The 21,532-nt window shown below is 66.0% G+C and carries 18 protein-coding genes and 1 tRNA gene; 13 read left to right on the top strand and 6 right to left on the bottom strand.

All coding sequences use genetic code 11. From position 1 onward, the window contains the following. Positions 1 to 162: 162 nt before the first annotated feature. The 3 genes from ACNQPB_RS08405 to ACNQPB_RS08395 are packed head-to-tail and all read left to right on the top strand — an operon-like array spanning position 163 to position 3,555. Entirely contained in the window at positions 163 to 1,722 is a 1,560-nt protein-coding gene (locus ACNQPB_RS08405) for a circularly permuted type 2 ATP-grasp protein (protein ID WP_498750771.1), read from the top strand. A gap of 58 nt (positions 1,723 to 1,780) precedes the next feature. Then, the gene (locus ACNQPB_RS08400) at positions 1,781 to 2,707 is read left to right on the top strand and encodes an alpha-E domain-containing protein (RefSeq protein ID WP_498750769.1); all 927 of its coding nucleotides are present in this window, start codon (positions 1,781 to 1,783) and stop codon (positions 2,705 to 2,707) included. Beyond that, entirely contained in the window at positions 2,704 to 3,555 is an 852-nt protein-coding gene (locus ACNQPB_RS08395) for a transglutaminase family protein (protein WP_498750767.1), read from the top strand. Before ACNQPB_RS08400 ends, ACNQPB_RS08395 begins: the two co-directional genes overlap by 4 nt. An 82-nt stretch (positions 3,556 to 3,637) precedes the next feature. On the opposite strand, the gene ACNQPB_RS08390 is transcribed toward ACNQPB_RS08395, so the two are convergent. Together ACNQPB_RS08390 and glgC are read right to left on the bottom strand one after the other, a co-directional pair. Then, a complete protein-coding gene (locus ACNQPB_RS08390; protein WP_498750765.1) occupies positions 3,638 to 5,086 on the bottom strand; it encodes an SDR family NAD(P)-dependent oxidoreductase in 1,449 nt (482 codons plus the stop codon). A gap of 101 nt (positions 5,087 to 5,187) precedes the next feature. Continuing rightward, positions 5,188 to 6,564 carry a glucose-1-phosphate adenylyltransferase gene (gene glgC, locus ACNQPB_RS08385; protein ID WP_498750764.1) on the bottom strand — a complete coding sequence of 459 codons (1,377 nt, stop codon included), beginning with the start codon at positions 6,562 to 6,564 and terminating at the stop codon, positions 5,188 to 5,190. 101 nt (positions 6,565 to 6,665) lie between these two features. Here glgC and glgA point away from each other — a divergent pair, with 101 nt between their 5' ends. Then, complete coding sequence (glgA, locus tag ACNQPB_RS08380; RefSeq protein WP_498750763.1) at positions 6,666 to 7,877, top strand: glycogen synthase; 1,212 nt, start codon at positions 6,666 to 6,668, stop codon at positions 7,875 to 7,877. A gap of 119 nt (positions 7,878 to 7,996) precedes the next feature. On the opposite strand, the gene ACNQPB_RS08375 is transcribed toward glgA, so the two are convergent. Continuing rightward, entirely contained in the window at positions 7,997 to 10,075 is a 2,079-nt protein-coding gene (locus ACNQPB_RS08375) for an acyl-CoA dehydrogenase family protein (protein WP_498750761.1), read from the bottom strand. A gap of 46 nt (positions 10,076 to 10,121) precedes the next feature. After that, positions 10,122 to 10,868, bottom strand: coding sequence for a TetR family transcriptional regulator (locus tag ACNQPB_RS08370; RefSeq protein WP_498750759.1), 747 nt, complete (start codon positions 10,866 to 10,868; stop codon positions 10,122 to 10,124). Between the two features lie 60 nt (positions 10,869 to 10,928). Between ACNQPB_RS08370 and ACNQPB_RS08365 the strand changes: the two genes are divergently transcribed. The 6 genes from ACNQPB_RS08365 (at position 10,929) to ACNQPB_RS08340 (ending at position 17,664) form a co-directional block, all read left to right on the top strand. After that, positions 10,929 to 12,323, top strand: coding sequence for an acetyl-CoA C-acetyltransferase (locus ACNQPB_RS08365; RefSeq protein ID WP_498750757.1), 1,395 nt, complete (start codon positions 10,929 to 10,931; stop codon positions 12,321 to 12,323). Next, positions 12,320 to 13,675 (top strand): 3-oxoacyl-ACP reductase, encoded by a 1,356-nt coding sequence (locus ACNQPB_RS08360; RefSeq protein WP_498750755.1) that lies wholly within the window; start codon positions 12,320 to 12,322, stop codon positions 13,673 to 13,675. The genes ACNQPB_RS08365 and ACNQPB_RS08360 overlap by 4 nt, the downstream gene beginning before the upstream one ends. Beyond that, positions 13,672 to 14,607: a MaoC family dehydratase gene (locus ACNQPB_RS08355; RefSeq protein WP_498750753.1), complete on the top strand. Its 936-nt coding sequence runs from the start codon at positions 13,672 to 13,674 to the stop codon at positions 14,605 to 14,607. Before ACNQPB_RS08360 ends, ACNQPB_RS08355 begins: the two co-directional genes overlap by 4 nt. 193 nt (positions 14,608 to 14,800) lie before the next feature. Continuing rightward, positions 14,801 to 14,883 (top strand) — tRNA-Leu (locus tag ACNQPB_RS08350). Positions 14,884 to 15,189: 306 nt separating this feature from the next. Further along, the gene (locus ACNQPB_RS08345; protein ID WP_498750751.1) at positions 15,190 to 16,494 is read left to right on the top strand and encodes a M20/M25/M40 family metallo-hydrolase; all 1,305 of its coding nucleotides are present in this window, start codon (positions 15,190 to 15,192) and stop codon (positions 16,492 to 16,494) included. Between the two features lie 9 nt (positions 16,495 to 16,503). Then, positions 16,504 to 17,664, top strand: coding sequence for an acyl-CoA dehydrogenase family protein (locus ACNQPB_RS08340; protein WP_498750749.1), 1,161 nt, complete (start codon positions 16,504 to 16,506; stop codon positions 17,662 to 17,664). 18 nt (positions 17,665 to 17,682) lie between these two features. Here the strand turns inward: ACNQPB_RS08340 and ACNQPB_RS08335 are convergent, their stop codons facing one another. Continuing rightward, the gene (locus ACNQPB_RS08335; RefSeq protein ID WP_498750747.1) at positions 17,683 to 17,916 is read right to left on the bottom strand and encodes a DUF5703 family protein; all 234 of its coding nucleotides are present in this window, start codon (positions 17,914 to 17,916) and stop codon (positions 17,683 to 17,685) included. Between the two features lie 39 nt (positions 17,917 to 17,955). On the opposite strand from ACNQPB_RS08335, the gene ACNQPB_RS08330 reads away from it, so the two are divergent. Further along, a complete protein-coding gene (locus tag ACNQPB_RS08330; protein ID WP_498750745.1) occupies positions 17,956 to 18,225 on the top strand; it encodes a hypothetical protein in 270 nt (89 codons plus the stop codon). Positions 18,226 to 18,269: 44 nt separating this feature from the next. Here ACNQPB_RS08330 and ACNQPB_RS08325 read toward each other — a convergent pair whose 3' ends face one another. Beyond that, positions 18,270 to 19,199: an aldo/keto reductase gene (locus ACNQPB_RS08325; RefSeq protein ID WP_498750743.1), complete on the bottom strand. Its 930-nt coding sequence runs from the start codon at positions 19,197 to 19,199 to the stop codon at positions 18,270 to 18,272. A gap of 50 nt (positions 19,200 to 19,249) precedes the next feature. Here ACNQPB_RS08325 and ACNQPB_RS08320 point away from each other — a divergent pair, with 50 nt between their 5' ends. Both ACNQPB_RS08320 and mshC read left to right on the top strand, forming a co-directional pair. Then, entirely contained in the window at positions 19,250 to 20,083 is an 834-nt protein-coding gene (locus tag ACNQPB_RS08320; RefSeq protein ID WP_498750741.1) for an undecaprenyl-diphosphate phosphatase, read from the top strand. Positions 20,084 to 20,099: 16 nt separating this feature from the next. Then, positions 20,100 to 21,380, top strand: a complete 1,281-nt coding sequence (gene mshC, locus ACNQPB_RS08315; protein ID WP_498750739.1) for a cysteine--1-D-myo-inosityl 2-amino-2-deoxy-alpha-D-glucopyranoside ligase — start codon at positions 20,100 to 20,102, stop codon at positions 21,378 to 21,380. The last annotated feature ends 152 nt before the right edge of the window (positions 21,381 to 21,532 follow it).

The following is a 21,532-nucleotide window of genomic DNA, read 5'->3' as shown; positions in this document are numbered from 1 at the left end:
GGTACATACCGTCGGGCAGGTATATATTGGCAGCTACGGAGCCGGGAAACACCGGAACAAGCGTGCTCATCCGGCGCCGGTTCCGCAGCGGTGAGGACGTGAAGTGCGTCACATAATCGGCGTGAAATGCGCCCGTAATGAATAGGTGATTACCTGAGTCCCATGTCAGAGCTATTCCAGGATTATTCCGAGGCCGTGGCACGTTCCGGTGCCTATGACGAGATGTTCGCGCCGGGCCAGATCGCCAGGAGATCGTACGGCCAGGTCGAAGGGGCCTTGAAGGAGCTGTCACTGGCAGACGTCAGTGCCCGTGCCGACTCCATGGCGCGGACCTTCCTGGACCGCGGCGTCACCTTCGATTACGCGGGGGAGGAGCGGCCCTTCCCGCTGGACATCGTGCCCCGGGTGATTCCCGCCGACGAATGGGAGACCCTGGAACGAGGGGTCGCCCAACGCGTGCGGGCCCTCGAAGCCTTCCTCGACGACGTCTACGGCCGCATGTCCGTGGTATCCGACGGCGTCATCCCGCGCCAGCTTGTCACCACTAGCGCCCACTTCCACCGGGCCGTGCATGGGTTCGAGCCCGCGGGCGGGGTGCGCGTGCACGTCTCCGGCATCGACGTCGTCCGCGACGCCGCCGGCACCTTCCGCGTCCTCGAGGACAACGTCCGGGTGCCCTCGGGCGTCAGCTACGTGCTGGAGAACCGCCGCGCAATGGCCAAGGGCCTGCCCGAAGCGTTCGGCCAGCAGCACATCCGTCCCGTCGAGGAATACCCGCGCCGGCTGCTGTCCGCGCTGCGCAAGACCGCACCGTCCGGCGTCGACGATCCCACCGTCGTCGTCCTCACCCCGGGGGTGTTCAATAGCGCATACTTCGAACACACCCTCCTGGCCGGCCTCATGGGCGTGGAGTTGGTGGAGGGCCGCGACCTCATCTGCCGCGGCAACCGCGTCTACATGCGCACCACCGCCGGCGAACAGCGCGTGGACGTCATCTACAAGCGCATCGACGACGACTTCCTCGATCCGCTGCAGTTCCGCTCCGATTCCATGCTCGGCTGCCCGGGGCTGGTCAACGCCGCCCGCGCCGGCGGGGTCACCATCGCCAACGCGGTGGGCAACGGCGTCGCCGACGACAAACTGGTCTACAGCTACGTTCCGGACCTGATCCGGTACTACCTGCACGAAGAGCCGGTCATCGCCAACGTGGACACCTTCCGGCTCGAAGAGAAGGAAGCCCGCGAACACGTCCTGGACCGCCTGGATGAACTGGTCGTCAAGCCGGTGGACGGTTCCGGCGGCAAGGGTCTCGTGATCGGCCCGGCCGCATCCAAGGACGAACTCGACGCCCTGCGCCAACGGATCCTGGCGGACCCGCGCGGCTGGATCGCGCAGCCCGTGCTGCAGCTCTCCACCGTGCCGACGCTTTCCGGAGACAAGTTCGGCCCCCGCCACGTGGATCTGCGCCCCTTTGCCGTGAACGACGGCGACGACGTCTGGGTGCTGCCCGGCGGGCTCACCCGCGTGGCCCTCAAGGAGGGCTCGCTGATCGTGAACTCCAGCCAGGGCGGCGGCTCGAAGGACACCTGGGTGCTTTCCGATTCCCCGCAGCTGACCGGCCCGGACCTTCTGCGGCCGAGCATCAGCGTCCGCGAGCAGGTGTCGGTCTGGCCCGTGGAAAGCAACTGGCGGGACCGCCAGTCGGAGCAGGAACAGCAATGAGCTCCTTCCAGCCCGCCCGTACTTTTGACAAGACCCCGAACGCCAAGGAGGCAGGCCCGTGCTGAGCCGTATCGCCGAGTCACTCTTCTGGATCGGCCGCTATGTGGAGCGTGCCGACGGCACCGCCCGGATCCTGGATGTCCACCTGGAGCGCTTGAACCACCTGCCGCTCGACGAGCAGCGCAGCGTCGCCCGTGAGCTGCTGGCGGTGATGGGCGCGCGGCCGCAGAGCGAGGAGTTCGGCCTGCCGGAGCTGCTCCACGCACTGGCCTACGACAAGTCCAGCGCTTCCTCGATCGCCGGATCCCTCGGGGCCGCGCGCGAGAACGCCCGGCGCGCCCGCGAAACTGTGTCCTCCTCCCTGTGGGAATGCCTCAACACCACCTACTACGGGCTGAACCAGCACCGCAAGGACGTGGTGGGCACCTACCGGTTCTGCAACTGGGTCCTGGAACGCACTGCGATGGTCCGCGGCCTCGCCGACACCACGGTCAGCCACGACGAAAGCTGGCTCTTCCTGGTCCTCGGCCGGTCCCTGGAACGCGCCGACATGACAGCCCGCATGCTCTCCACCCGGGACGTGCTCTCGGCGGGCATGTCCTGGGTGAACATGCTGCGCTGCGCCGGTGCATACGAGTCCTTCCTGCGCACCCGCCGGGCAGCCTTCGGCGACCAGCACGCCGCGGAGTTCCTGCTCCTGGACCGGCTGTTCCCGCGCTCCATCGTGTACGCGCTGCGTGACGCCGACGAGTGCCTGGCCAAGCTTGACCCTTCGGCCCAGCGCGTCGGCTTCATCAACGACGCCCGCCGGATCGTGGGCCAGGCCAGGACCTTCCTGGAATTCCACCGCACGGATGACCTCATGGCCGAGCTTCCGGAGCACATGGACCGTGTGCAGAAGGCCGTCACGCAGGCCTCCGACGCCATTTCCCGTAAGTACTTCAATCAGGCGGATGAACTGGCCTGGGTGGGAGAAGTTTCATGACCCGGCTGAGCATCGTCCACAAGACCGCGTACAAGTACAACAAGCGCGTCACCCTGTCCTACAACGAAGCCCGGATGACCCCGCTGACGGACCCCCAGCAGGTGGTCCTGGAATCGTCGCTGAAGATCACGCCGTCGCAGGCTGCCGTCAGCAGCTACCGCGACTACTGGGGCACCCGCGTCACCGCTTTCGACATGCAGATGCCCCACGAACGGCTGGAAGTCGTGGCCACCAGCACCGTCGAGGTGCACCGGGTCGAGAAGATTGCGCTGCCGGAGCAGATTGTCGACTGGGAAACGCTCGACTCCGACGCCGTGCGGGACCAGTTCAGCGACTGGCTTCCGCAGTCCCGGCTGAGCGGTCCCGGTGACGAAGTCCTGTCCATCATCCCCGGGGTGGTGGCGGGCCGGAACCCGCACGACTCCGCCATGTCCGTCTTCGAATGGATGCGCGGCGAGATGACCTACATGAAGGGCAGCACCGGGGTGACCACGAATGCCGAGCAGGCATGGACCCAGCGCCAGGGCGTCTGCCAGGACCTGGCACACCTGGCGATCGGCTCGCTGCGCAGCTGCGGTATTCCGGCGCGTTACGTTTCCGGCTACATCCATCCGCGTTCGACGGCGGAAATCGGCGAGACCGTGGCCGGCCAGTCCCATGCGTGGCTGGAGTGGTGGGACGGCGAGTGGCGCAGCTGGGACCCTACCAACCACAAGCCGGCCGGTGACCACCACGTGACCGTGGCGCGCGGCCGGGACTACCGCGACGTGCCGCCGCTGAAGGGCATCCTGTCCGGTGGCGGGGGATCGGCCCTGACCGTGACCGTGGAGGTCACCCGCCTGGCCTGAGGCTGGGAGACAAAGCCAAAGGGCGGGCGCCGGATGATCCGGCTCCCGCCCTTGGGCTGTCCCTTTTTGTTTGTTGTCTGGCTTACCAGGGGCAGGACTTGTAATCCTTGAGGAAGACCCCGAACTGGTCCACGCCCTGCTCACCCATGACGATGGGATCGTAGACGCGGGCCGCGCCGTCCACCAGGTCCAGCGGGGCGTGGAAGCCCTCCTCCATGAGCCGGACCTTCGTGTAGTGCGGGCGTTCATCGGTGATCCAGCCGGTGTCCACAGCGGTCATGAGGATGCCGTCACTGTCCAGCATTTCCTGGGCACTGGTACGCGTCATCATGTTCAGCGCCGCCTTCGCCATATTGGTGTGCGGGTGGCCGGGACCCTTGTAGACCCGGGAGAACTGCCCTTCCATGGCGGAGACGTTCACGATGTACTTCCGGCGCGCGGTGGAGCGCTTCATGGCCTCGCGCAGCCGGCTCACCAGCAGGAACGGCGCGGTGACGTTGCACAGCTGGACCTCAAGCATTTCCAGCGGGTCCACCTCGTCCACCACCTGCGTCCAGCTGTTCACCGTAGCAAGGTCCGGGACCAGGCCGCCGGCGTCGATGGCCGTGCCGGTGGCGATGCGTTCCAGCGAAGCGGAGCCCGTGGACAACGCCAGCGAGGTGATGGCATCCCCGGCCAGGACCGGGTGTTCCCTGACGGTGTGGGCAATGGCCAGGGGGTGCTTGTCGTGGGCGTGGCCGAAGGTGACGAGCTCAGGGCCACCGTTGCCGGCCTGCAGGGCCGCAGGCAGCGGCTCGTCCTCCGCATCCACGAGGGGCTTGTAGGCGTTGCCGGAGCGACGCACCGTCTGGGCCGCGTTATTGATGATGATGTCCAGCGGGCCGGCCGCATTCACCGAGTCCGTCAGTGCCATAACCTGCGACGGGTCGCGCAGGTCGATCCCGACGATCTTTAGGCGGTGCAGCCACTCGGCGCTGTCCTCCATCGCGGCGAATCGGCGGGCGGCGTCCTTGGGGAAGCGCGTCGTGATGGTGGTGTGGGCACCGTCCCGCAGAAGCCGCAGGGCGATGTACATGCCGATCTTGGCCCGCCCGCCGGTGAGGAGGGCGCGGCGGCCTGTCAGGTCCGTCCGGGCGTCCCGCTTGCCGTGGCTGAAGGCGGCGCACTCCGGGCAGAGCTGGTGGTAGAAGGCGTCCACCTGGGTGTAGTGCTGCTTGCAGATGTAGCAGGGCCGGGAACGGATCAGGTGTCCGGCGATCTCACCGGTGGCCGAGCTGGCGAGCTTGTTGCCGCGGGTTTCGTCGTCGATCCGGTCGGGAGCCGCTGTCGCGGTCAAGGCCATCACGGCGCGGTCCGCTTCGGCGATGGAATCCCGCTTGGTGACCCGGCGGTGGCGCTTGACCGCCTTGAACATCTTGCCGGTGGCACGGCGGACGGCGAGGTAGTCCGGGTGCTCCTCGTCGTAGGCGTGGATCGTGTTCAGGACCTTAAGGCAGGCCTGGATCTCATCAGGGGTCAACTCGGAGCTCATTGCTCCGATTTTACAGGCCCGCGGAAGGGCCTCAAAAGCAGCTGCCTCCCGCGCGGTGCACGGGGAGCAGCTGCTTCTTATCGGCGCCCGGCCGTCGGGAGCTAGACGGCGGTCGCTTGGGCTTCGGCGGTCTTCTCCAAGGACTCACGGGCTTCGGGAAGGCCCTCGGTTACTGCCTTGACGGCCTTCGGCAGGGTGCGCCGGTACTCGGCGGAAAGCGCCAGCTCAGCTTCCTCGGGTTCCGGGACCAGCTGCCCCTTGGCGAGGACGGTGATCCCGGACTGGGTAACCTTGAAGCCGCGGGCCCGGTCCAGTTCCGGATCGAGGCCGATGGCGGCGCCGGCCGGGATCTGGACGTTCTTGTCGACGATCGCCCGGTTGACCACGGCGCCTTCACCGATGCGGACCTTATCCATCAACACGGAGTCCTGGACCCGGCTGGCGGTGCCTACGTAGACGTCGTTGGCGAGCACGGAACCCTCCACGATGCCCCCGGAAACCACCACGCCGCTGGCCACGATCGAATCCAACGCCGAGCCCACCGTCTGGTTTTCTCCGCGCACGAACTTGGCGGGCGGGGAAATGCTCTGGCGCGTGTAGATCGGCCATTCGGAGTTGTAGAGGTTGAACACCGGCACGGGCGAAATGAGGTCCATGTGGGCGTCATAGAACGAATCGATGGTCCCTACGTCGCGCCAGTAGGTGCGGTCGCGTTCAGTGGATCCCGGGATGTCGTTGAGCGTGAAGTCGTACACGCCGGCTTCGCCCTTGCCCACGAAATAGGGAATGATGTCTCCGCCCATGTCGTGCTTGGTGTCCAGGCGCTCGGCGTCGAGGCGGAGCGCATCCACCAGGGCGTCGGCGTCGAAGACGTAGTTGCCCATGGAGGCCAGGAACTGGCTGGGATCCGCCTCGAGGCCGGCGGTTTCGGCCGGCTTCTCGACGAAGGCCGAGATCTTCTGGGGATCGTTCTGGTCCACTTCGATGACACCGAACTGGTTGGCCATGGACAGCGGCTGGCGCACGGCGGCGACGGTGGCCTTGGCCCCGCTGGCGATGTGCTGCTCCACCATCTGCGAGAAGTCCATCCGGTAGACGTGGTCCGCGCCGACCACCACGACGATGTCCGGGTTGGCGTCATGGATCAGGTTCAGCGACTGGTAAATCGCGTTGGCGCTGCCGAGGAACCAGCTCTTGCCCACGCGCTGCTGGGCCGGAACCGAGGCGACATACCTGCCGAGCTGAGTGGACATGCGCCACGTTTCCGAAATATGGCGGTCAAGGCTGTGCGACTTGTATTGAGTGAGCACAACGATCTGCAGGTACCCCGAATTGACCAGGTTCGACAACGCGAAATCTATCAATCGATACCCGCCGGCGAACGGCACCGCCGGTTTAGCCCGATCCGCCGTCAGTGGCATGAGGCGGTTCCCTTCGCCGCCAGCCAATACGATCGCCAATACTTTTTTCAACGCCATTGGTGTATTTCTCCCTGTACGTCTTGAAGCCCCCCGAGAGCCCGGGCTGCCGGACTCCTTCACACTAGAACAGATACCGGGGAACGACTACGTTAGGCACCATGCGCGTAGACATTGTGACTAAAGAATTTCCTCCCGAGATCTACGGCGGTGCCGGAGTGCATGTTGCCGAGCTCAGCCGGGTCCTTGCCAAACATGTCGAGTTGCAGGTCCGCGCTTTCGGCGCACCCCGCGACGCCGACTTCCACGGGGCAACTGTGACGTCATATTCGACGCCGGAAGATCTCTCCGCGGCCAACGCCGCCGTTCAGACGCTGGGCGTCGATCTGCGGATCGTGCCCGACATCGCCGGGGCGGACCTCGTGCATTCGCATACCTGGTACGCGAACATGGCCGGCCATCTCGCATCGCTGCTGCACGGGATTCCGCACGTCCTCAGTGCGCACAGCCTGGAGCCGCTGCGCCCGTGGAAGGCGGAGCAGCTCGGCGGCGGTTATGCGCTCTCTTCCTGGGTGGAGAAGACCGCCTACGAAGCGGCGGCCGCGATCATCGCCGTGTCCGAGGGCATGCGGCAGGACATCCTGCGCAGCTACCCGGAGGTCGATCCCGCCAAGGTGCGCGTGGTCCACAACGGCATCGACGTGGAGCTGTGGCAGCCCGATGCCGGCGAGGAACATGTCCGTGCCCTGGGCATCGATCCGGCCAAGCCGAGTGTGGTGTTCGTCGGACGCAACACCCGCCAGAAGGGTGTGCCCTACCTGCTCCGTGCCGCGTCCAAGCTGCCGGACGACGTCCAGCTGGTCCTTTGCCTCGGGGCCGCGGACACTCCGGAACTCGCCGCCGAAACCGCAGCCCTGATCGAAGACCTGCAGGGCAGACGGGACGGCGTCATCGTGATCGAACGCATGCTGCCGCGCAAGGAACTCATCCAGGTCCTGAGCCACGCCACGGCCTTCGCCTGCCCGTCCATTTACGAACCGCTCGGCATCGTGAACCTCGAAGCCATGGCTTGCGGTGCCGCGGTAGTCGCCAGCGCCACCGGCGGCATCCCGGAGGTCGTCAACCACGGCGAAACAGGCCTGTTGGTGGAACTGGAGCAGGTGACCGACGGGACGGGCACCCCGCTGGATCCGGAGAAGTTCGTGGCAGACTTCTCTGCGGCCCTCACCGAGGTGGTATCAGACCCCGAGCGCGCGAAGGCCATGGGCGTCGCCGGCCGGGCCCGGGCCGAAGTCCATTTCTCGTGGGAATCGATCACCCAGACCACCCTTGAGGTCTACCGCTCGGTGCTCGATAAGCCCGGGCTCCGCTAGGCAAGGAACCGACCGGTAGAAGGACGACGGCGGCGCCGCACCTCGGCAAGCAATCTTGCGTAGGTGCGGCGCCGCCGTCGCTGTTTTCTACTTCCGGCGATTCAGCGTTTGAGCGCGATTCAGCGTTTGATCGCCGGGAGGTTCTTTTCCTCCACCGGGGTGGAGCCGCTGGCCCGTTGTGCCTGGAAGTAGTCGCGTGCCTCGTCCTGGCGCTGCTGCTCGGCTCCCGAGGCGATGGCTGCACGGAGGTGTTCCGGACCGTATCCGAAGGCGTCCACCAGGTCGAGGGCGTGCGGGCGGATTTTCACCAGCAGCCGGTTGATGTAGGCGCCGACAGTCCGCCCGCGCTGCATCGAAAGCCGGCCGTTCATGAGGTACCAGGACAGGTGGGTCTCGATCAGGGACAGACCGAAGAGGTCGCGCAGCCAGGTCAGCACCTGCAGGGTGCCCGGGTCCTTCACCGAGGCGAGCGCTTCGGTGAAGGCCTCCCACTGCAAGAGTTCCGCGTGGGCGCGGGCGGCGTCGATGAGGTCGTCCTGATGCTGGTTGAACAAGGCCGCCGCCTGGTGCTGGGGCAGCCTGTTCGCGCCCTTCAGTGCCGAGCCGACCTCGGCGACCATCGACTGCACCCGGTCCGTCAGGAGGGTGCGCTGGCCTTCCTCGTCCCGCAGGGCCAACGCGGCCCTCTGCACGGAACCGGTATCGGCGACGAACTGGGCCACCTGACGCAGGCCCGTGCGGTGTAGTGCGACGTCTGCGGCCTGCGACACCACGAAGCGGGCAAGCACACCGAAGTCCACGGAACGGAATTCCTTGGCGTAGTCCGCCAGCAGCCGCTTTGCCACGAGCTGGAGCAGTACCGTGTTGTCGCCTTCGAAGGTGGCATAGACGTCGAGGTCGGAGCGCAGCGAGGCGAAGCGGTTCTCGATCAGGAAGCCGGCTCCGCCGCACGCTTCGCGGCATTCCTGGAGGGTGTCCAGGGCGTGCCATGTGCTCAGCGGTTTGAGCGCGGCGGCAAGTGTTTCAAGATCCTGCCGGTCGGCGTCGGTGTCCTGTTTTCCGGAAAAGACGCCATCGAACTTCGCCAAGAGCTGCTCGTGGGCGAACCCTGCCGCGTAGGTGGTGGCGAGGCGGGTGAACAGGCGCCGCTGGTGGCGCTGGTAGTCGAGCAACACCTCTTCTTCCACGGGGGAGGAGGAGTTGAACTGGCGCCGTTCGCTGGCGTATTGGATGGCTGCCTTCAGCGCGACCTTGCTCGCGGCCACGGCGGCGCCATCCAGTGACACCCGGCCCTGCACCAGGGTCCCGAGCATGGTGAAGAAGCGCCGGCCGGGGCTGGCGATCGGCGAGCTGTATTCGCCCTCGGGGGAGACGCTGCCATAGCGGTTAAGCAGGTTCGTCCGCGGGATCCGCACGTTGCTGAAGTGCAGGCGGCCGTTGTCTATGCCGTTGAGCCCGCCCTTGACGCCGTCGTCCTCGCCCCCTATGCCGGGGAGGAATTCCTTACTCTGCGGGTCGCGCAGCGGGACGTAGAAGGCGTGGACACCGTGGTTGACGTTGCGGGTCACAAGCTGGGCGAAGACGACGGCGGCGAGGCCATCGTTCGCAGCGTTGCCGATGTAGTCCTTCCACGCGGCCCTGAACGGCGTATGGATGACGAATTCCTGCGCGGCCTCGTCGTAGGTGGCCGTAGTGGCGATGCTGGCAACATCAGAGCCGTGGCCGGTTTCGGTCATGGCGAAGCAGCCCGGGATCTCCAGGCTCATGATGCCGGGCAGCCACTTGTCGTGGTGCCCGGCCGTGCCAAGGTGAAGGACAGCTGAGCCGAAAAGGCCCCATTGGACGCCGGCCTTGATCTGCAGCGACGGATCCGCCGTGACCAGCTCTTCGAACCCTGCGATGTTCCCGCCATGGTCGTCCGAGCCGCCCAGCCGCGCGGGAAAAGCCCGGTGCACGGCATTGTTCTCCACCAGGTAGCCCAGTTGCGCGAACACGCGCTTCCGGTGGTCCGTGTGGGTCAAACCCTCGATCTTGTGCACCTCGGGGCGGGCGGCCAGCTCGCGGGCCGTACGGCGGACATCCGCCCAGCGGCCGAGCAACTGTTCGCCGAGCGCTGCGACATCGACGGCCGGCGCGCCGGCGTTTCCGGATCCGGCGGGCTTGATGCCGGATGCGGCGCGGTCCACTACTTCAGTCATGTGATTCCTTCGCGGTTTCCAAACGGTGGGTCATTGCTGGCTTTGGTCATTGCTGGTTCTGCGCGGCTCTGCTCCCGGGCGCGATCCCAACACAGAGCCAATCGGTGATGTGCGCGGCCATGGCGTGCTGATCGGGCTTGGCGGGGGAGGCCGGGGAACTGAGCCACAGCTCGCCGGCATTGCGCACCATGCCGATGGCTGCCGTCGGCCAATAGCCGATCAGGATCTCGGCGTCGGGACCGAGGTGTTCGCGCATCGGGGCGGCCATCATGGCGCTGACCGATTCGAAGAAGTGCCCCAAGGCGCCGGAGGCCGCGATCGCATCCTGCTGGCCGGCGTCGCCGTGCGGCAACCGGGTAACGAAGGCGTAGACATTCGGGCTCGACTCGGCCATCTGCAGATAAGCAGAAACCATCGCGAACAGGCCCTCGCGTGCCGTCGTGGCAGTAGCCAACGCCTCCTTCATCTTCCGTTGCATCTGGGCCAGGACCACTTCCCCCATGGCTTGCTGGAGCCCGGCCTTGTCGCCGAAGTATCGGTAGAACACCGGCTTCGAGGTGCCGGCCGCTGCCGCAATGTCCTCCATGGAGGCGTCGCGGCCCAGCGTGTGGACGGCTTTGCGTGCTGCTTTGATCAAGTCCCGACGGCGCTCTTCCCGGTGCCCCTGCCAGCGGGCTGCACGGCCGTCGACGGCGGGCGCAACGAAATCCGCCGGCCCCGTTCCGGCGTTGCCGGCGGAGCCCGCGGCCGCTTGCTTGGATGGGGCTTGCTTGGATGCTGTGACGCTGTTCACGATACCCAGCGTATCAGGTACGCTGGGTATCAGTAACCCGAACGAGCGAAGGAGCAACGGATGCCCGAAGCAGCACTGTCACCGGAAGAAAGCCACGCGCAGCAGCAGCAGGGACGGCGTTCGCCTGAAGCGAGCGGCCTCCGCAGGGCGGTGGTCATCGGCGGCAACAGGATTCCCTTCGCCCGCAGCGGCGGCGCATACACGCGGTCCTCCAACCAGGACATGCTCACCGCCGCACTGGACGGATTGATTGCCCGTTTCGGCCTGCAGGGGGAGCGGCTCGGAGAGGTTGCCGCAGGTGCCGTGCTGAAGCATTCCCGGGACTTCAACCTGACTCGTGAAGCCGTCCTTGGTTCGGCCCTGTCCGCGGAAACCCCCGCCTACGATCTGCAGCAGGCCTGTGCCACGGGCCTGGAGACCGTGCTCGGACTGGCCAACAAGATCAAGCTGGGCCAGATCGATTCCGCGGTGGCCGGTGGCGTGGACTCGGCCTCCGACGCCCCGATCGCCGTCAGCGAAGGGCTGCGCGAAGTGCTGCTCGATCTCAACCGCGCCAAGACGCTTCCGGCGCGCCTGAAGGCGTTGTCCCGGCTCCGTCCCAAGGACATCGCACCGGATGCCCCGGATACAGGTGAGCCCCGCACAGGCCTGTCGATGGGCGAGCACCAGGCACTCACCACGGCGCAGTGGAAGATCACCCGCGAAGCCCAGGACGAACTCGCCTACAACAGCCACCACAACCTCGCTGCAGCGTATGATCGCGGCTTTTTCGACGACCTGCTCACCCCTTACCGGGGCCTGAACCGGGATTCGAACCTGCGCCCGGACACTTCCCTGGAGAAGCTCGCCACCCTGAAGCCCGTGTTCGGCAAGACCCTTGGCACTGAAGCGACCATGACGGCCGGGAACTCCACACCGCTCACCGACGGCGCGGCCACAGTGCTGCTGGGGAGCGAAGAATGGGCGGACCAAAGGGGCCTGCCCAAGCTGGCCACCGTCCTGGACGGAGAGGCCGCGGCCGTCGACTTCGTCCATGGCAAGGACGGTCTGCTGATGGCGCCGGCGTTCGCGGTGCCGCGGCTCCTGGCCCGCAACGGACTCACCCTCGAGGACTTCGACTTCTTTGAAATCCACGAAGCATTCGCGGGCACCGTGCTCAGCACCCTTGCTGCCTGGGAAGACGAGGAGTTCGGACGCGAAAGGCTCGGCCTTCCGGGTGCGTACGGCTCAATCGACCGCAACAAGCTCAACGTCAATGGTTCCTCGCTCGCGGCCGGCCACCCATTCGCCGCAACCGGCGGCCGCATCGTTGCCTCCCTGGCGAAAATGCTCCACGACCGCGGCGTCGTGGACGGGCGCCCGACCCGGGGCCTGATTTCCATCTGCGCGGCAGGCGGACAGGGCGTGGTGGCCATTCTCGAGGCGTACCCGGCTGCGGAGGGGGAGCAGGCATGAGCGACAAGTACACACAATTCGTCAGCCACGGATTGGGCCGCGACCTCGCAGGGAGGCTCGGCTTGCCCCGGCCGGTCGAATTGCGCAGGTACAAGGCGGGCGACCCGCTGGTGCCCGGGCCTGTGCTCGTTATCGGCAGGCAGGATGAGGGCCAAGGACGGGGAGCGGAAGCCCTGGCGGCGGAACTCCTCTCGTGGGGCCTGGACGTGCGGCGCAACGCCTTGCCCAAGGAAAAGCTCGGGGCCATCATCCTGATGCTGGACGATGTCCGGCGGCCGGAGGACCTTGAAATCCCCGTGCTGACTGGTGCCCGCTCCCTGCGTGACCTTGCCCCCGGCGGGCGGGTCGTCGCCGTTTCACGCGCGGCGGAATCAGCAACGGATCCGGCCGAAGCGGCTGCCCGCCAGGGCATCGACGGGCTGGTGCGCTCGTTGGCCAAGGAACTTCGTGACGGGGCCACGGCCAACGGCATCCTGCTCGGCAGCGATGCAGAGCCCCAAAGCCCGGGAGCGCTGGGCGCGCTGCGTTTCTTCCTCTCCGGCCGTTCCGCCTTCGTCGACGGCCAGTTCCTTGCCGTTTCGACGGCTTCCGGCAGGCAGCCCGGCGACCCGGACAAGCCGCTCGAAGGGAAGGTCGCGGTCGTTACCGGGGCAGCCAGGGGGATCGGTGCCGCCATAGCGCGGACCCTTCGCCGCGACGGCGCCACGATCGTGGCCGTCGACGTTCCCATGGCGGGGGACCACCTGGCGGAGGTCGCCAACGAGGTGAAGGGAACGGCCCTGCAGTTGGACATCACCGTCCCCGGCGCCGGGGAGCGGATCATCCACCATGCATTGGAACGGCACGGAAGCCTCGACGTCCTCGTCCACAATGCGGGCATCACACGGGACAAGCTCCTGGCCAACATGGACGAAGGACGCTGGCGCTCGGTCATCGCCGTAAACATCGCCGCGCAGCTGCGCATCAACGACGCCGTCCTCGGTTCAGCGGCCCTTCCCGTGGCGCCGCGGATCGTGTCCGTGGCATCCACCAGCGGCATCGCCGGCAACCGCGGCCAAAGCAATTACGCCGCGTCCAAGGGCGGCGTGATCGGCATGGTCCGCGCCAGCGCACCCCTCCTGGCTGCCCGCGGCGGCTCCATCAACGCGGTGGCCCCCGGTTTCATCGAAACAGAAATGACCGCCCGGATCCCGCTCCTGACCCGGGAAGTCGCGCGCCGGCTGAACTCGCTGCAGCAGGGCGGCGCCCCCGGCGACGTCGCAGAGGCCATTGCATTCCTGGCCTCGGATGCCGCCGGCGGAATCTCCGGCGAGGTGCTGCGGGTTTGCGGACAAAACCTGGTGGGCGCATGAGCCCGGAGACAGGCGGTGACGCCGGCGAGACGGTACTCCTGCAGGAGGCGCCGGCGCTGTCCATGCTCTACCTGAACGCGGCGGCAACGGCGGCACGGCGGCGGATTTCCGGCGTCCGGCCGGCCGCTGTCCTTCCCCGCGTCCGGCACGAACTCCGCGACGTAAAAGTCGATGTCGAAAAGCTGACGGCCTTTCAGCACTTGCTCGGCGAGAGTGCCGGGGATTACCTGCCTGCCGGCTTCATTCATGCGTTGTGCTTCCCTGTTGCAATGAGCGTGCTGAACCGGGACGATTTCCCGCTCCCGCTCCTGGGCATGATCCACTTGGAGAACCGGGTGGAGCAGTACCGGGCCGTTCACTTTTCGGAACCCCTGGACATCACGGCGGTGGTCGAGAACCTGCGCGGCCACCGGGCGGGGACCCTGGTGGACCTGGTGGCCGAAGTAAGGGGCACCGACGGCGGCCTTTTGTGGAAGGGGGTGTCCGCCTACCTCGCCAAAGGCTTCTTCCTCCCGGGAACGGACAAGAACGGCGTCCAGGCGGCCCGCACTGACACCCCGTTCAGCCCACCCGACCCCACTGCCCTGTGGACCCTTGGCGTGGATGCGGGACGAACCTATGCGGGCGTCTCCGGTGACTTCAATCCGATTCACCTGAGTGTGCTGTCAGCTAAAGCCTTGGGACTGAAGCGCTCAATCGCCCATGGCATGTACCTCGCGTCACGGGCCCTCGCTGAGGTTGGACCGGCCAGGAGCGATGCCTTCAGCTGGGAGGTCGCCTTCGAGACCCCGGTTTTCCTCCCGGCCCGCGTGGCGCTGGAAATCAGCACGTCCCGCGACGATGCGGGGCAGTGGTCCCGTTCGGACTTCGCGGGGTGGAACCCGCGCGGCGGCCGTCGCCATTTCAGGGGTTCGGTGGCGGCCCTGGATTAACCGGGCCTCCCGCCACGGGCGTTCCGTTTGCTTGGGGTGCGTCCGCCGCCGGACGATCACGGGCACCGGCATTTCCGGCGCCATCCGCCGCCTCCCGATTTTTTAATCGCCGCGAACCGTGTTAGAGTTTTTCTCGCTGCTTCGGAGGAAAGCAAAGCGCCGCAAGGCGTTGAGGATGCTCCGAATACCACCTGCGCGGGTGGCGGAATGGCAGACGCGCTAGCTTGAGGTGCTAGTCCTCGAAAGGGGGTGGGGGTTCAAGTCCCCCTCCGCGCACAAATACGAGGCCCGAATTCAATTGATGAATTCGGGCCTCGTTGTTTTTCCGCCTCGTTTGTTTAATGACGAATTTTTGCAATTTCCGCCAATGTGACTCATGTCTCATGAATTCCACGCATTAGGCGTGTTTCCGGCGCTGACGTGCCGAGGGCGCGCGCCGGCAGGCGCCCGGGCATTCCGCGGCAGAGGAAACATCAACGCCCTGCCCCTGCACCCGCCCGCGCGTAGGTAGGCTGGGGAGTGCCGCGCCTGCCATGCTGTGCAGCCGGATGAACGTGCCCCGAACCCAGCAAGGAGAGTTCCATGACTGAGATCCGCCCCGAAGACGAAGTTGTCCGGATCTGCCAGGAACTCATCCGGATAGACTCTTCGAATTTCGGCGACGACTCGGGGCCGGGTGAGCGGGCCGCGGCGGAGTACACCGCCGGACTGATCAGCGAAGTGGGCCTCGACGTCGAAATCTTCGAGTCCGCACCCGGCCGGGCGAGCGTCGTCACCCGGATGGCCGGCGAGGATTCTTCGGCCGGCGCCCTGGTGGTCCACGGCCACCTCGACGTCGTTCCCGCGCTCAAGGACCAATGGACGGTGGACCCCTTCAGCGGCGAACTGAAGGACGGCCTGATCTGGGGCCGCGGCGCCGTGGACATGAAGGACATGGACGCCATGATCCTTTCCGTGATGCGCGACTTCGCGCGCAGCGGACGCAAACCCAAGCGCGACATCGTCTTCGCATTCTTCGCCGACGAGGAGGCCGGCGGTACCTACGGGGCGCGCTACGCCGTCGAGCACCGCCGCGAACTGTTCGACGGCGCCACTGAAGCGATTTCCGAGGTCGGCGGGTTTTCGGCAACAATCGGCGGCAAGCGCACCTACCTTCTGCAGACCGCGGAGAAGGGCATTTCCTGGCTCCGCCTCATGGCGCACGGCCGGGCAGGCCACGGCTCCCAAATCAACACGGACAACGCCATCACCCGGCTTGCCGGGGCCGTCACCAGGATCGGCGAGTACCAGTGGCCGATCGAACTGACGCCCACTACACGGCAGTTCCTGGACGGGGTCACCGAACTCACCGGCGTCGAATTCGACGCCGACAACCCGGATCTCCTTCTCAAGGAACTCGGCACGGTGGCACGGTTCGTGGGCGCCACCTTGCAGAATACCTCCAACCCCACCCTGCTGCGTTCGGGGTACAAGCACAACGTGATCCCGGAGTCCGCCGAGGCCCTCGTGGATTGCCGCACGCTGCCCGGACAGCAGGAACTCGTCTTCGAGACCATCAAACAGCTGGCAGGCGAAGGCGTTGAGGTCAGCTACGTCAACAGCGATGTCTCGCTCGAAGTGCCGTTCGCGGGCAACCTCGTGGACTCCATGATCGATGCCCTGCACGCCGAGGACCCGGGCGCGAAGGTCCTTCCCTACACGCTCTCCGGCGGAACCGACAACAAGTCCTTGAGCAAGATCGGCATTACCGGATACGGCTTCGCCCCGCTGATGCTCCCGGACGAACTCGACTTCACCGGCATGTTCCACGGTGTGGACGAACGCGTCCCCGCCGAATCCCTGAAGTTCGGGACACGGGTCCTGAACAGGCTTCTGAGCAACTACTAGGAGCCCGCCGTGATCCCCGAGGACATCTTGCCGGACGAACTGCTGGAACGGATCCGCTCCCGGGCAGCAGGCTATGACCGGGACAATGCCTTCTTCCATGAAGACCTCCGGGAACTGGCCGACGCCGGCTACCTGAAGCTTTTCGTTCCGGAGTCCGACGGCGGACGCGGCCTCGGGCTTGCTGAGGTCGCCGCCCTGCAGCGCCGGCTTGCCGGGGCGGCGCCCGCCACGGCGCTCGGAGTGAACATGCACTTGGTGTGGACCGGCGTCGCGCGCGTCCTGGCCAGCCTGGGCGACAATTCCCTTTCCTTCGTGCTGGAGGACGCGGGGCGGGGTGAGGTGTTCGGCTTCGCAATCTCGGAGGCCGGCAATGACTCCATGCTTTTCGATTCCGGTACCGTTGCAACGCCGCTGGCGGACGGCGGGTACAGCTTCACCGGACGTAAGATCTTCACAAGCCTCTCACCGGCATGGACCCGCCTGGGAACCTTCGGCAAGGACAGTTCCGCCCGGGACGGCGCCGGCGAACTGGTCTTCGGAATCCTCAACCGGGAAGCGCCGGGGCACTCCACCGCCGAGGACTGGGATACGCTCGGCATGCGTGCCAGCCAGTCCAACTCGACACTGCTCGAGGGTGCAGTGATTCCCCCGGAACGGATCTTCCGGAAGCTGCCGCCCGGCCCCAACCAGGATCCCCTGATATTCGCGATCTTTGCCTGCTTCGAAACCCTCCTTGCCGCCGTCTACACCGGCCTGGCAGAGCGCGCCTTCGAGCTCGCCCTGGACGCTGTCAAACGCCGTACTTCGGCCAAGTTCGGCGGGCGGAGCTTCGCCCAGGATCCGGACATCCGCTGGAAAATCGCCGACGCCGCCATGGCATTGGAATCCGTGCAGACGCAGCTGGCGGGCCTCGCCCGTGACGTGGATACCGGGGCGGACCACGGAAGCCTTTGGTTTGCGAAGCTGGTGGGCCTGAAGCTGCGTGCCACGGAAACCGCCCGCGCGGTGGTGGACACCGCCATCCGCGTATCCGGGGGTGCGAGCTACTTCAGGGGAGCGGAGCTCGAACGGCTGTACCGGGACGTGCTGGCCGGGATCTTCCATCCGTCCAACGATGAGTCCGCGCACAACACGGTGGCCAATGCCTGGCTCGGGCCGCTGGAGCGTTGACCCCGGAAGCGGCAAGCACTAGACGGTGCGCTGGACGCTGAACACCCTCCGGCGCATCCAGTAACGGCGGCCGCCGCCCATGTAGAGCACGCTGCGCTCCAGTTCCCACTTGCCGTACTCGGAGTGTTCAACGAGGCGGCGGCGGGCATCCGGCACGGAATCGTCAGGCGACACTGTCAGTACCAGGTATTCGTACTGCCTTGCGTTGTCCCTTTGGCGTTCCACGGAACTGCCTAGAATTTGTTCCCTCATCCCTCTCCATTTTCGTCTTTTTCGGGCTAACGTGAAGTCATGAGCATCGATCCGCGTGTCGCGCTTCAGTCACTGACAGCAGCTTTGGAGGAGCATCTCGTTGCCGCTTCCGCCCGCCGGGGTGAAGGCGATCCTACCGTCGAAGCGGCGTTCTTTGCCGTCGCGGACGCCTTTGAAGTTTACGAAGATGCCCTGTACGAGGCTTACGCGGAAGTCACGCCATTGCAGGTCTTCGACGAAGAGGACGACGGCGATGACGAAGATGACGAACTGCTCGACGAAGACGAACTGGAAATCCTCGATCAATAAACGCGATCTGTAGGACGGCCCAGTAGCCTCCAGTAGCGCCGCAGCTAGGCGGAGACGTCTTCCAGCGCCCGCGCGATTTCGGCCGGAAGTGGCGCAGGCTTGGCGTCGAGGAGTTCCTTCAACTGGACCGCGTCCCGCGGCCCCACCACCGCAGTGGCCACGGCCGGACGGTTCAGCAGCCATGCCAGTGAGACATCAACGGCCGACCGGCCCAGGCCCTTTGCCGCCATCTGCACCGCCTCGACCACCCGGGCATCCCTTGCTTCAAGGTACTTGCCCACATAGCCGGCCAGGCGGTCGCCGGCCGCGCGGGACCCGGCGGGAATCTGCCCGCGGTATTTTCCGCTCAGCACGCCGCGGCCCAGCGGAGCCCAGGCAATGAGGCCGAGCCCCGCATCTTCGACGGCGGGCAGCAGTTCAGCTTCCGGACTGCGGTTAAGCAAGGAGTACTCGGACTGGTTGGCCACGATCGGGAACCCCGCGACGGCGGCGGCCTTGGCACTTTGCCAGCCGTTGAAGTTCGAGATGCCCACGTAGCGTGCCCGTCCGCTGCGCAGCGCGAGCTCCAGGGCAGACAAGGTTTCCTCGAGCGGAACGTTGCCGTCCCAGCACTGGACGAACCAGATGTCGAGGTAATCCGTTCCGAGCCGCGCAAGGCTGGCATCAAGGGTGGAGAGCATCGCGCCGCGCGAGGCGTCCACCCTCTGGCGGCCCTCCCTGCTCCAGGCTCCGGCCTTGCTGGAAATAACCAGTTCGGAGCGCGCAACCACATCACCAAGCATGGAACCAAGCATGGCCTCGGCTTCGCCCCCCGAGTAGGACGCCGCGGTGTCCACTACGGTGCCGCCGGCGTCGACAAAAGTATGGAGCAGCTCCACTGCATCCTGCTCATCGGTCTCCTGCGCCCAGGACATGGTGCCCAGGGAAAGAACCGAGGCCCTCAGGCCGCTGTTGCCGACGTAACGCTGCTGCATGGTGCTAGCTTACGGGCACTTCAGGGACATCATGACGTAGGGTCATTCACGTGAACTGGATAGAAGCAGCCTTCCTCGGCCTGGTACAGGGACTCACCGAATTCCTGCCGATTTCCTCGAGCGCCCATCTGCGGATTGTCGGCGCTTTCCTGCCCAATTCGGCCGATCCCGGCGCCGCTTTTACGGCGATCACCCAGCTGGGTACGGAGACCGCCGTCATCGTGTTTTTCTGGCGGGACATCGTCCGGATCGTCCAGGCATGGTTCGGCTCGTTGCGGGGCAGGGTCAGCAGGAATGATCCCGACGCCCGGATGGGCTGGCTGGTGATTCTGGGCAGCCTGCCGATCATCGTCCTGGGCCTGCTCTTCCAGGACCAGATCGAATCGGTCTTCCGCAGCATGTGGATCGTGGCCACCATGCTGATCGTCTTCGGCATGATCCTCGCCGTGGCTGATGCAACGGGCAAGCAGAAACGTGACCTCACCCATCTCAGCTACAAGCACGGCATCCTCTACGGTCTCGCGCAGGCCCTGGCCTTGGTTCCCGGTGTTTCACGTTCCGGCGGCACGATCACGGCCGGCCTGTTCATGGGGTACACCCGCGAAGCCGCGGCCCGCTACTCCTTCCTGCTGGCAATTCCGGCAGTCTTCGGCAGCGGCCTGTACCAGCTGTACAAGGTACTCAGCAAGGACGGAATCACCGGGCCCTACGGCCTGCCTGAAACTGCCCTCGCCACGGTGATCGCGTTCGCTGTGGGCTATGTGATCATCGGCTGGTTCCTGAAGTACGTCTCCACCCGCAGCTACCGCTTGTTCGTCTGGTACCGGATCCTCCTCGGCCTCGCCCTCTACCTGCTCCTCGGTTTCAATGTCATCAGCGCCTAGCACTATCGTTGAGGCTGTGAAATCGTGGACCTCCCGCCCAGTACCCGAGCTTCCCGGCTCCATGCCCCAGCTGCGGCTCTTCGACACCGCCAAAAACGCCATGGTGGATATCCCGGTCCGGGCGGAACAATCCCTCTATGTCTGCGGCATTACGCCCTATGACGCCACTCACATGGGCCATGCCTCAAGCTACGTGGCCTTCGACCTGCTGAACCGTGCCTGGCGCGACGGCGGACAGCGCGTGTCCTACGTGCAGAACGTCACCGACATCGACGATCCGTTGCTGGAGCGCGCCAATGCAACGGGTGTGGACTGGCGGGAGCTCGCTGCCAGCCAGATCGAGCTGTTCCAGACCGACATGGCGGCGCTGAACGTCCTCGCTCCGGACCATTATGTCGGCGCGGTCGAGGCCATACCGCTGATCGTGCCCGCCATTGAAAAGCTGATCGCCGACGGCCTCGCCTACCGCGTGGACGGCACCGGCGGCGAGCCCGACGGCGATGTCTACTACGACGTCGACGAGGCCGGAAAGCATTCGGACAGTGAAGAAGCGTGGCGGCTTGGCGACGTCTCCGGTCTGAGCGAGGCGGACATGCTGCCGCTGTTCGCCGAACGCGGCGGCGACCCCGGACGTGCCGGCAAGCGGAATGCGCTCGACCCGCTCCTGTGGCGGGTGGCGCGTGAGGGCGAGCCGAGCTGGCCCGGCGCCAGCCTGGGGGAGGGCAGGCCCGGATGGCACATTGAGTGTACGGTGATCGCCCGCGAGTACCTGCCCGCGCCCTTCACAGTGCAGGGCGGGGGATCCGATCTGGTGTTCCCGCACCATGAAATGGGAGCGGGCCACGCATGGTCGATCGGCGGGGTGCCGCTTGCCCGGCACTACACCCACGCCGGGATGGTGGGGCTCGACGGCGAGAAGATGAGCAAGTCTCTCGGCAACCTCGTGCTGGTCTCCAAGTTGCGCGCCGACGGGGAAGAAGCCGCGGCAATCCGCCTGGCGATCCTTGCCAACCATTACCGCGCCGACTGGTCGTGGACCGCGGACGGCTTTGAAGCGGCGAAGGAACGCCTTGCGCTTTGGCGCGCGGCCCGCGACGCTGCGCCGGCCGGAACCGTTGCGGCGCTGCTGGGCCGGATGCGCGGCGAACTTTCGAACGACCTGAACGCACCCGGCGCGCTTGCCGCGGTCGACGAATGGGCAAAGGCCGCCGTCGACGCCGGCAGCCCGGCAGCGTCGGAAGTGGACGCTGCGCTGTTCGGGGACGCAGTCGACGCCCTGCTCGGCGTCGAACTCTAAGTCCGCAACTTCAAGTCCGCAAAAAAGCCCCGCCCGGAAAAGGCGGGTTCTAACGGTCGTTGCAACACCCAGATCTTTTGGGAGTTGCAACGACCGTGTCGTCTCTAAGGTCAAAATCAGATTCTCCCTTGAGGAAAGAATCGGGTTCCCCA

This window comes from Curtobacterium sp. LFS079, assembly GCF_047977865.1.
GTDB lineage: Bacteria > Actinomycetota > Actinomycetes > Actinomycetales > Micrococcaceae > Arthrobacter.
This window is presented reverse-complemented; position numbering and strand designations above follow the sequence as displayed.

Bases quoted from the DNA above. Each gene is read 5' to 3' on its own strand.
- ACNQPB_RS08405 (WP_498750771.1), top strand. From the start codon at position 163: ATGTCAGAGCTATTCCAGGATTATTCCGAGGCCGTGGCACGTTCCGGT.
- ACNQPB_RS08395 (WP_498750767.1), top strand. From the start codon at position 2,704: ATGACCCGGCTGAGCATCGTCCACAAGACCGCGTACAAGTACAACAAG.
- ACNQPB_RS08390 (WP_498750765.1), bottom strand. From the start codon at position 5,086: ATGAGCTCCGAGTTGACCCCTGATGAGATCCAGGCCTGCCTTAAGGTC.
- glgC (WP_498750764.1), bottom strand. From the start codon at position 6,564: ATGGCGTTGAAAAAAGTATTGGCGATCGTATTGGCTGGCGGCGAAGGG.
- glgA (WP_498750763.1), top strand. From the start codon at position 6,666: ATGCGCGTAGACATTGTGACTAAAGAATTTCCTCCCGAGATCTACGGC.
- ACNQPB_RS08375 (WP_498750761.1), bottom strand. From the start codon at position 10,075: ATGACTGAAGTAGTGGACCGCGCCGCATCCGGCATCAAGCCCGCCGGA.
- ACNQPB_RS08365 (WP_498750757.1), top strand. From the start codon at position 10,929: ATGCCCGAAGCAGCACTGTCACCGGAAGAAAGCCACGCGCAGCAGCAG.
- ACNQPB_RS08360 (WP_498750755.1), top strand. From the start codon at position 12,320: ATGAGCGACAAGTACACACAATTCGTCAGCCACGGATTGGGCCGCGAC.
- ACNQPB_RS08355 (WP_498750753.1), top strand. From the start codon at position 13,672: ATGAGCCCGGAGACAGGCGGTGACGCCGGCGAGACGGTACTCCTGCAG.
- ACNQPB_RS08345 (WP_498750751.1), top strand. From the start codon at position 15,190: ATGACTGAGATCCGCCCCGAAGACGAAGTTGTCCGGATCTGCCAGGAA.
- ACNQPB_RS08335 (WP_498750747.1), bottom strand. From the start codon at position 17,916: ATGAGGGAACAAATTCTAGGCAGTTCCGTGGAACGCCAAAGGGACAAC.
- ACNQPB_RS08330 (WP_498750745.1), top strand. From the start codon at position 17,956: ATGAGCATCGATCCGCGTGTCGCGCTTCAGTCACTGACAGCAGCTTTG.
- ACNQPB_RS08325 (WP_498750743.1), bottom strand. From the start codon at position 19,199: ATGCAGCAGCGTTACGTCGGCAACAGCGGCCTGAGGGCCTCGGTTCTT.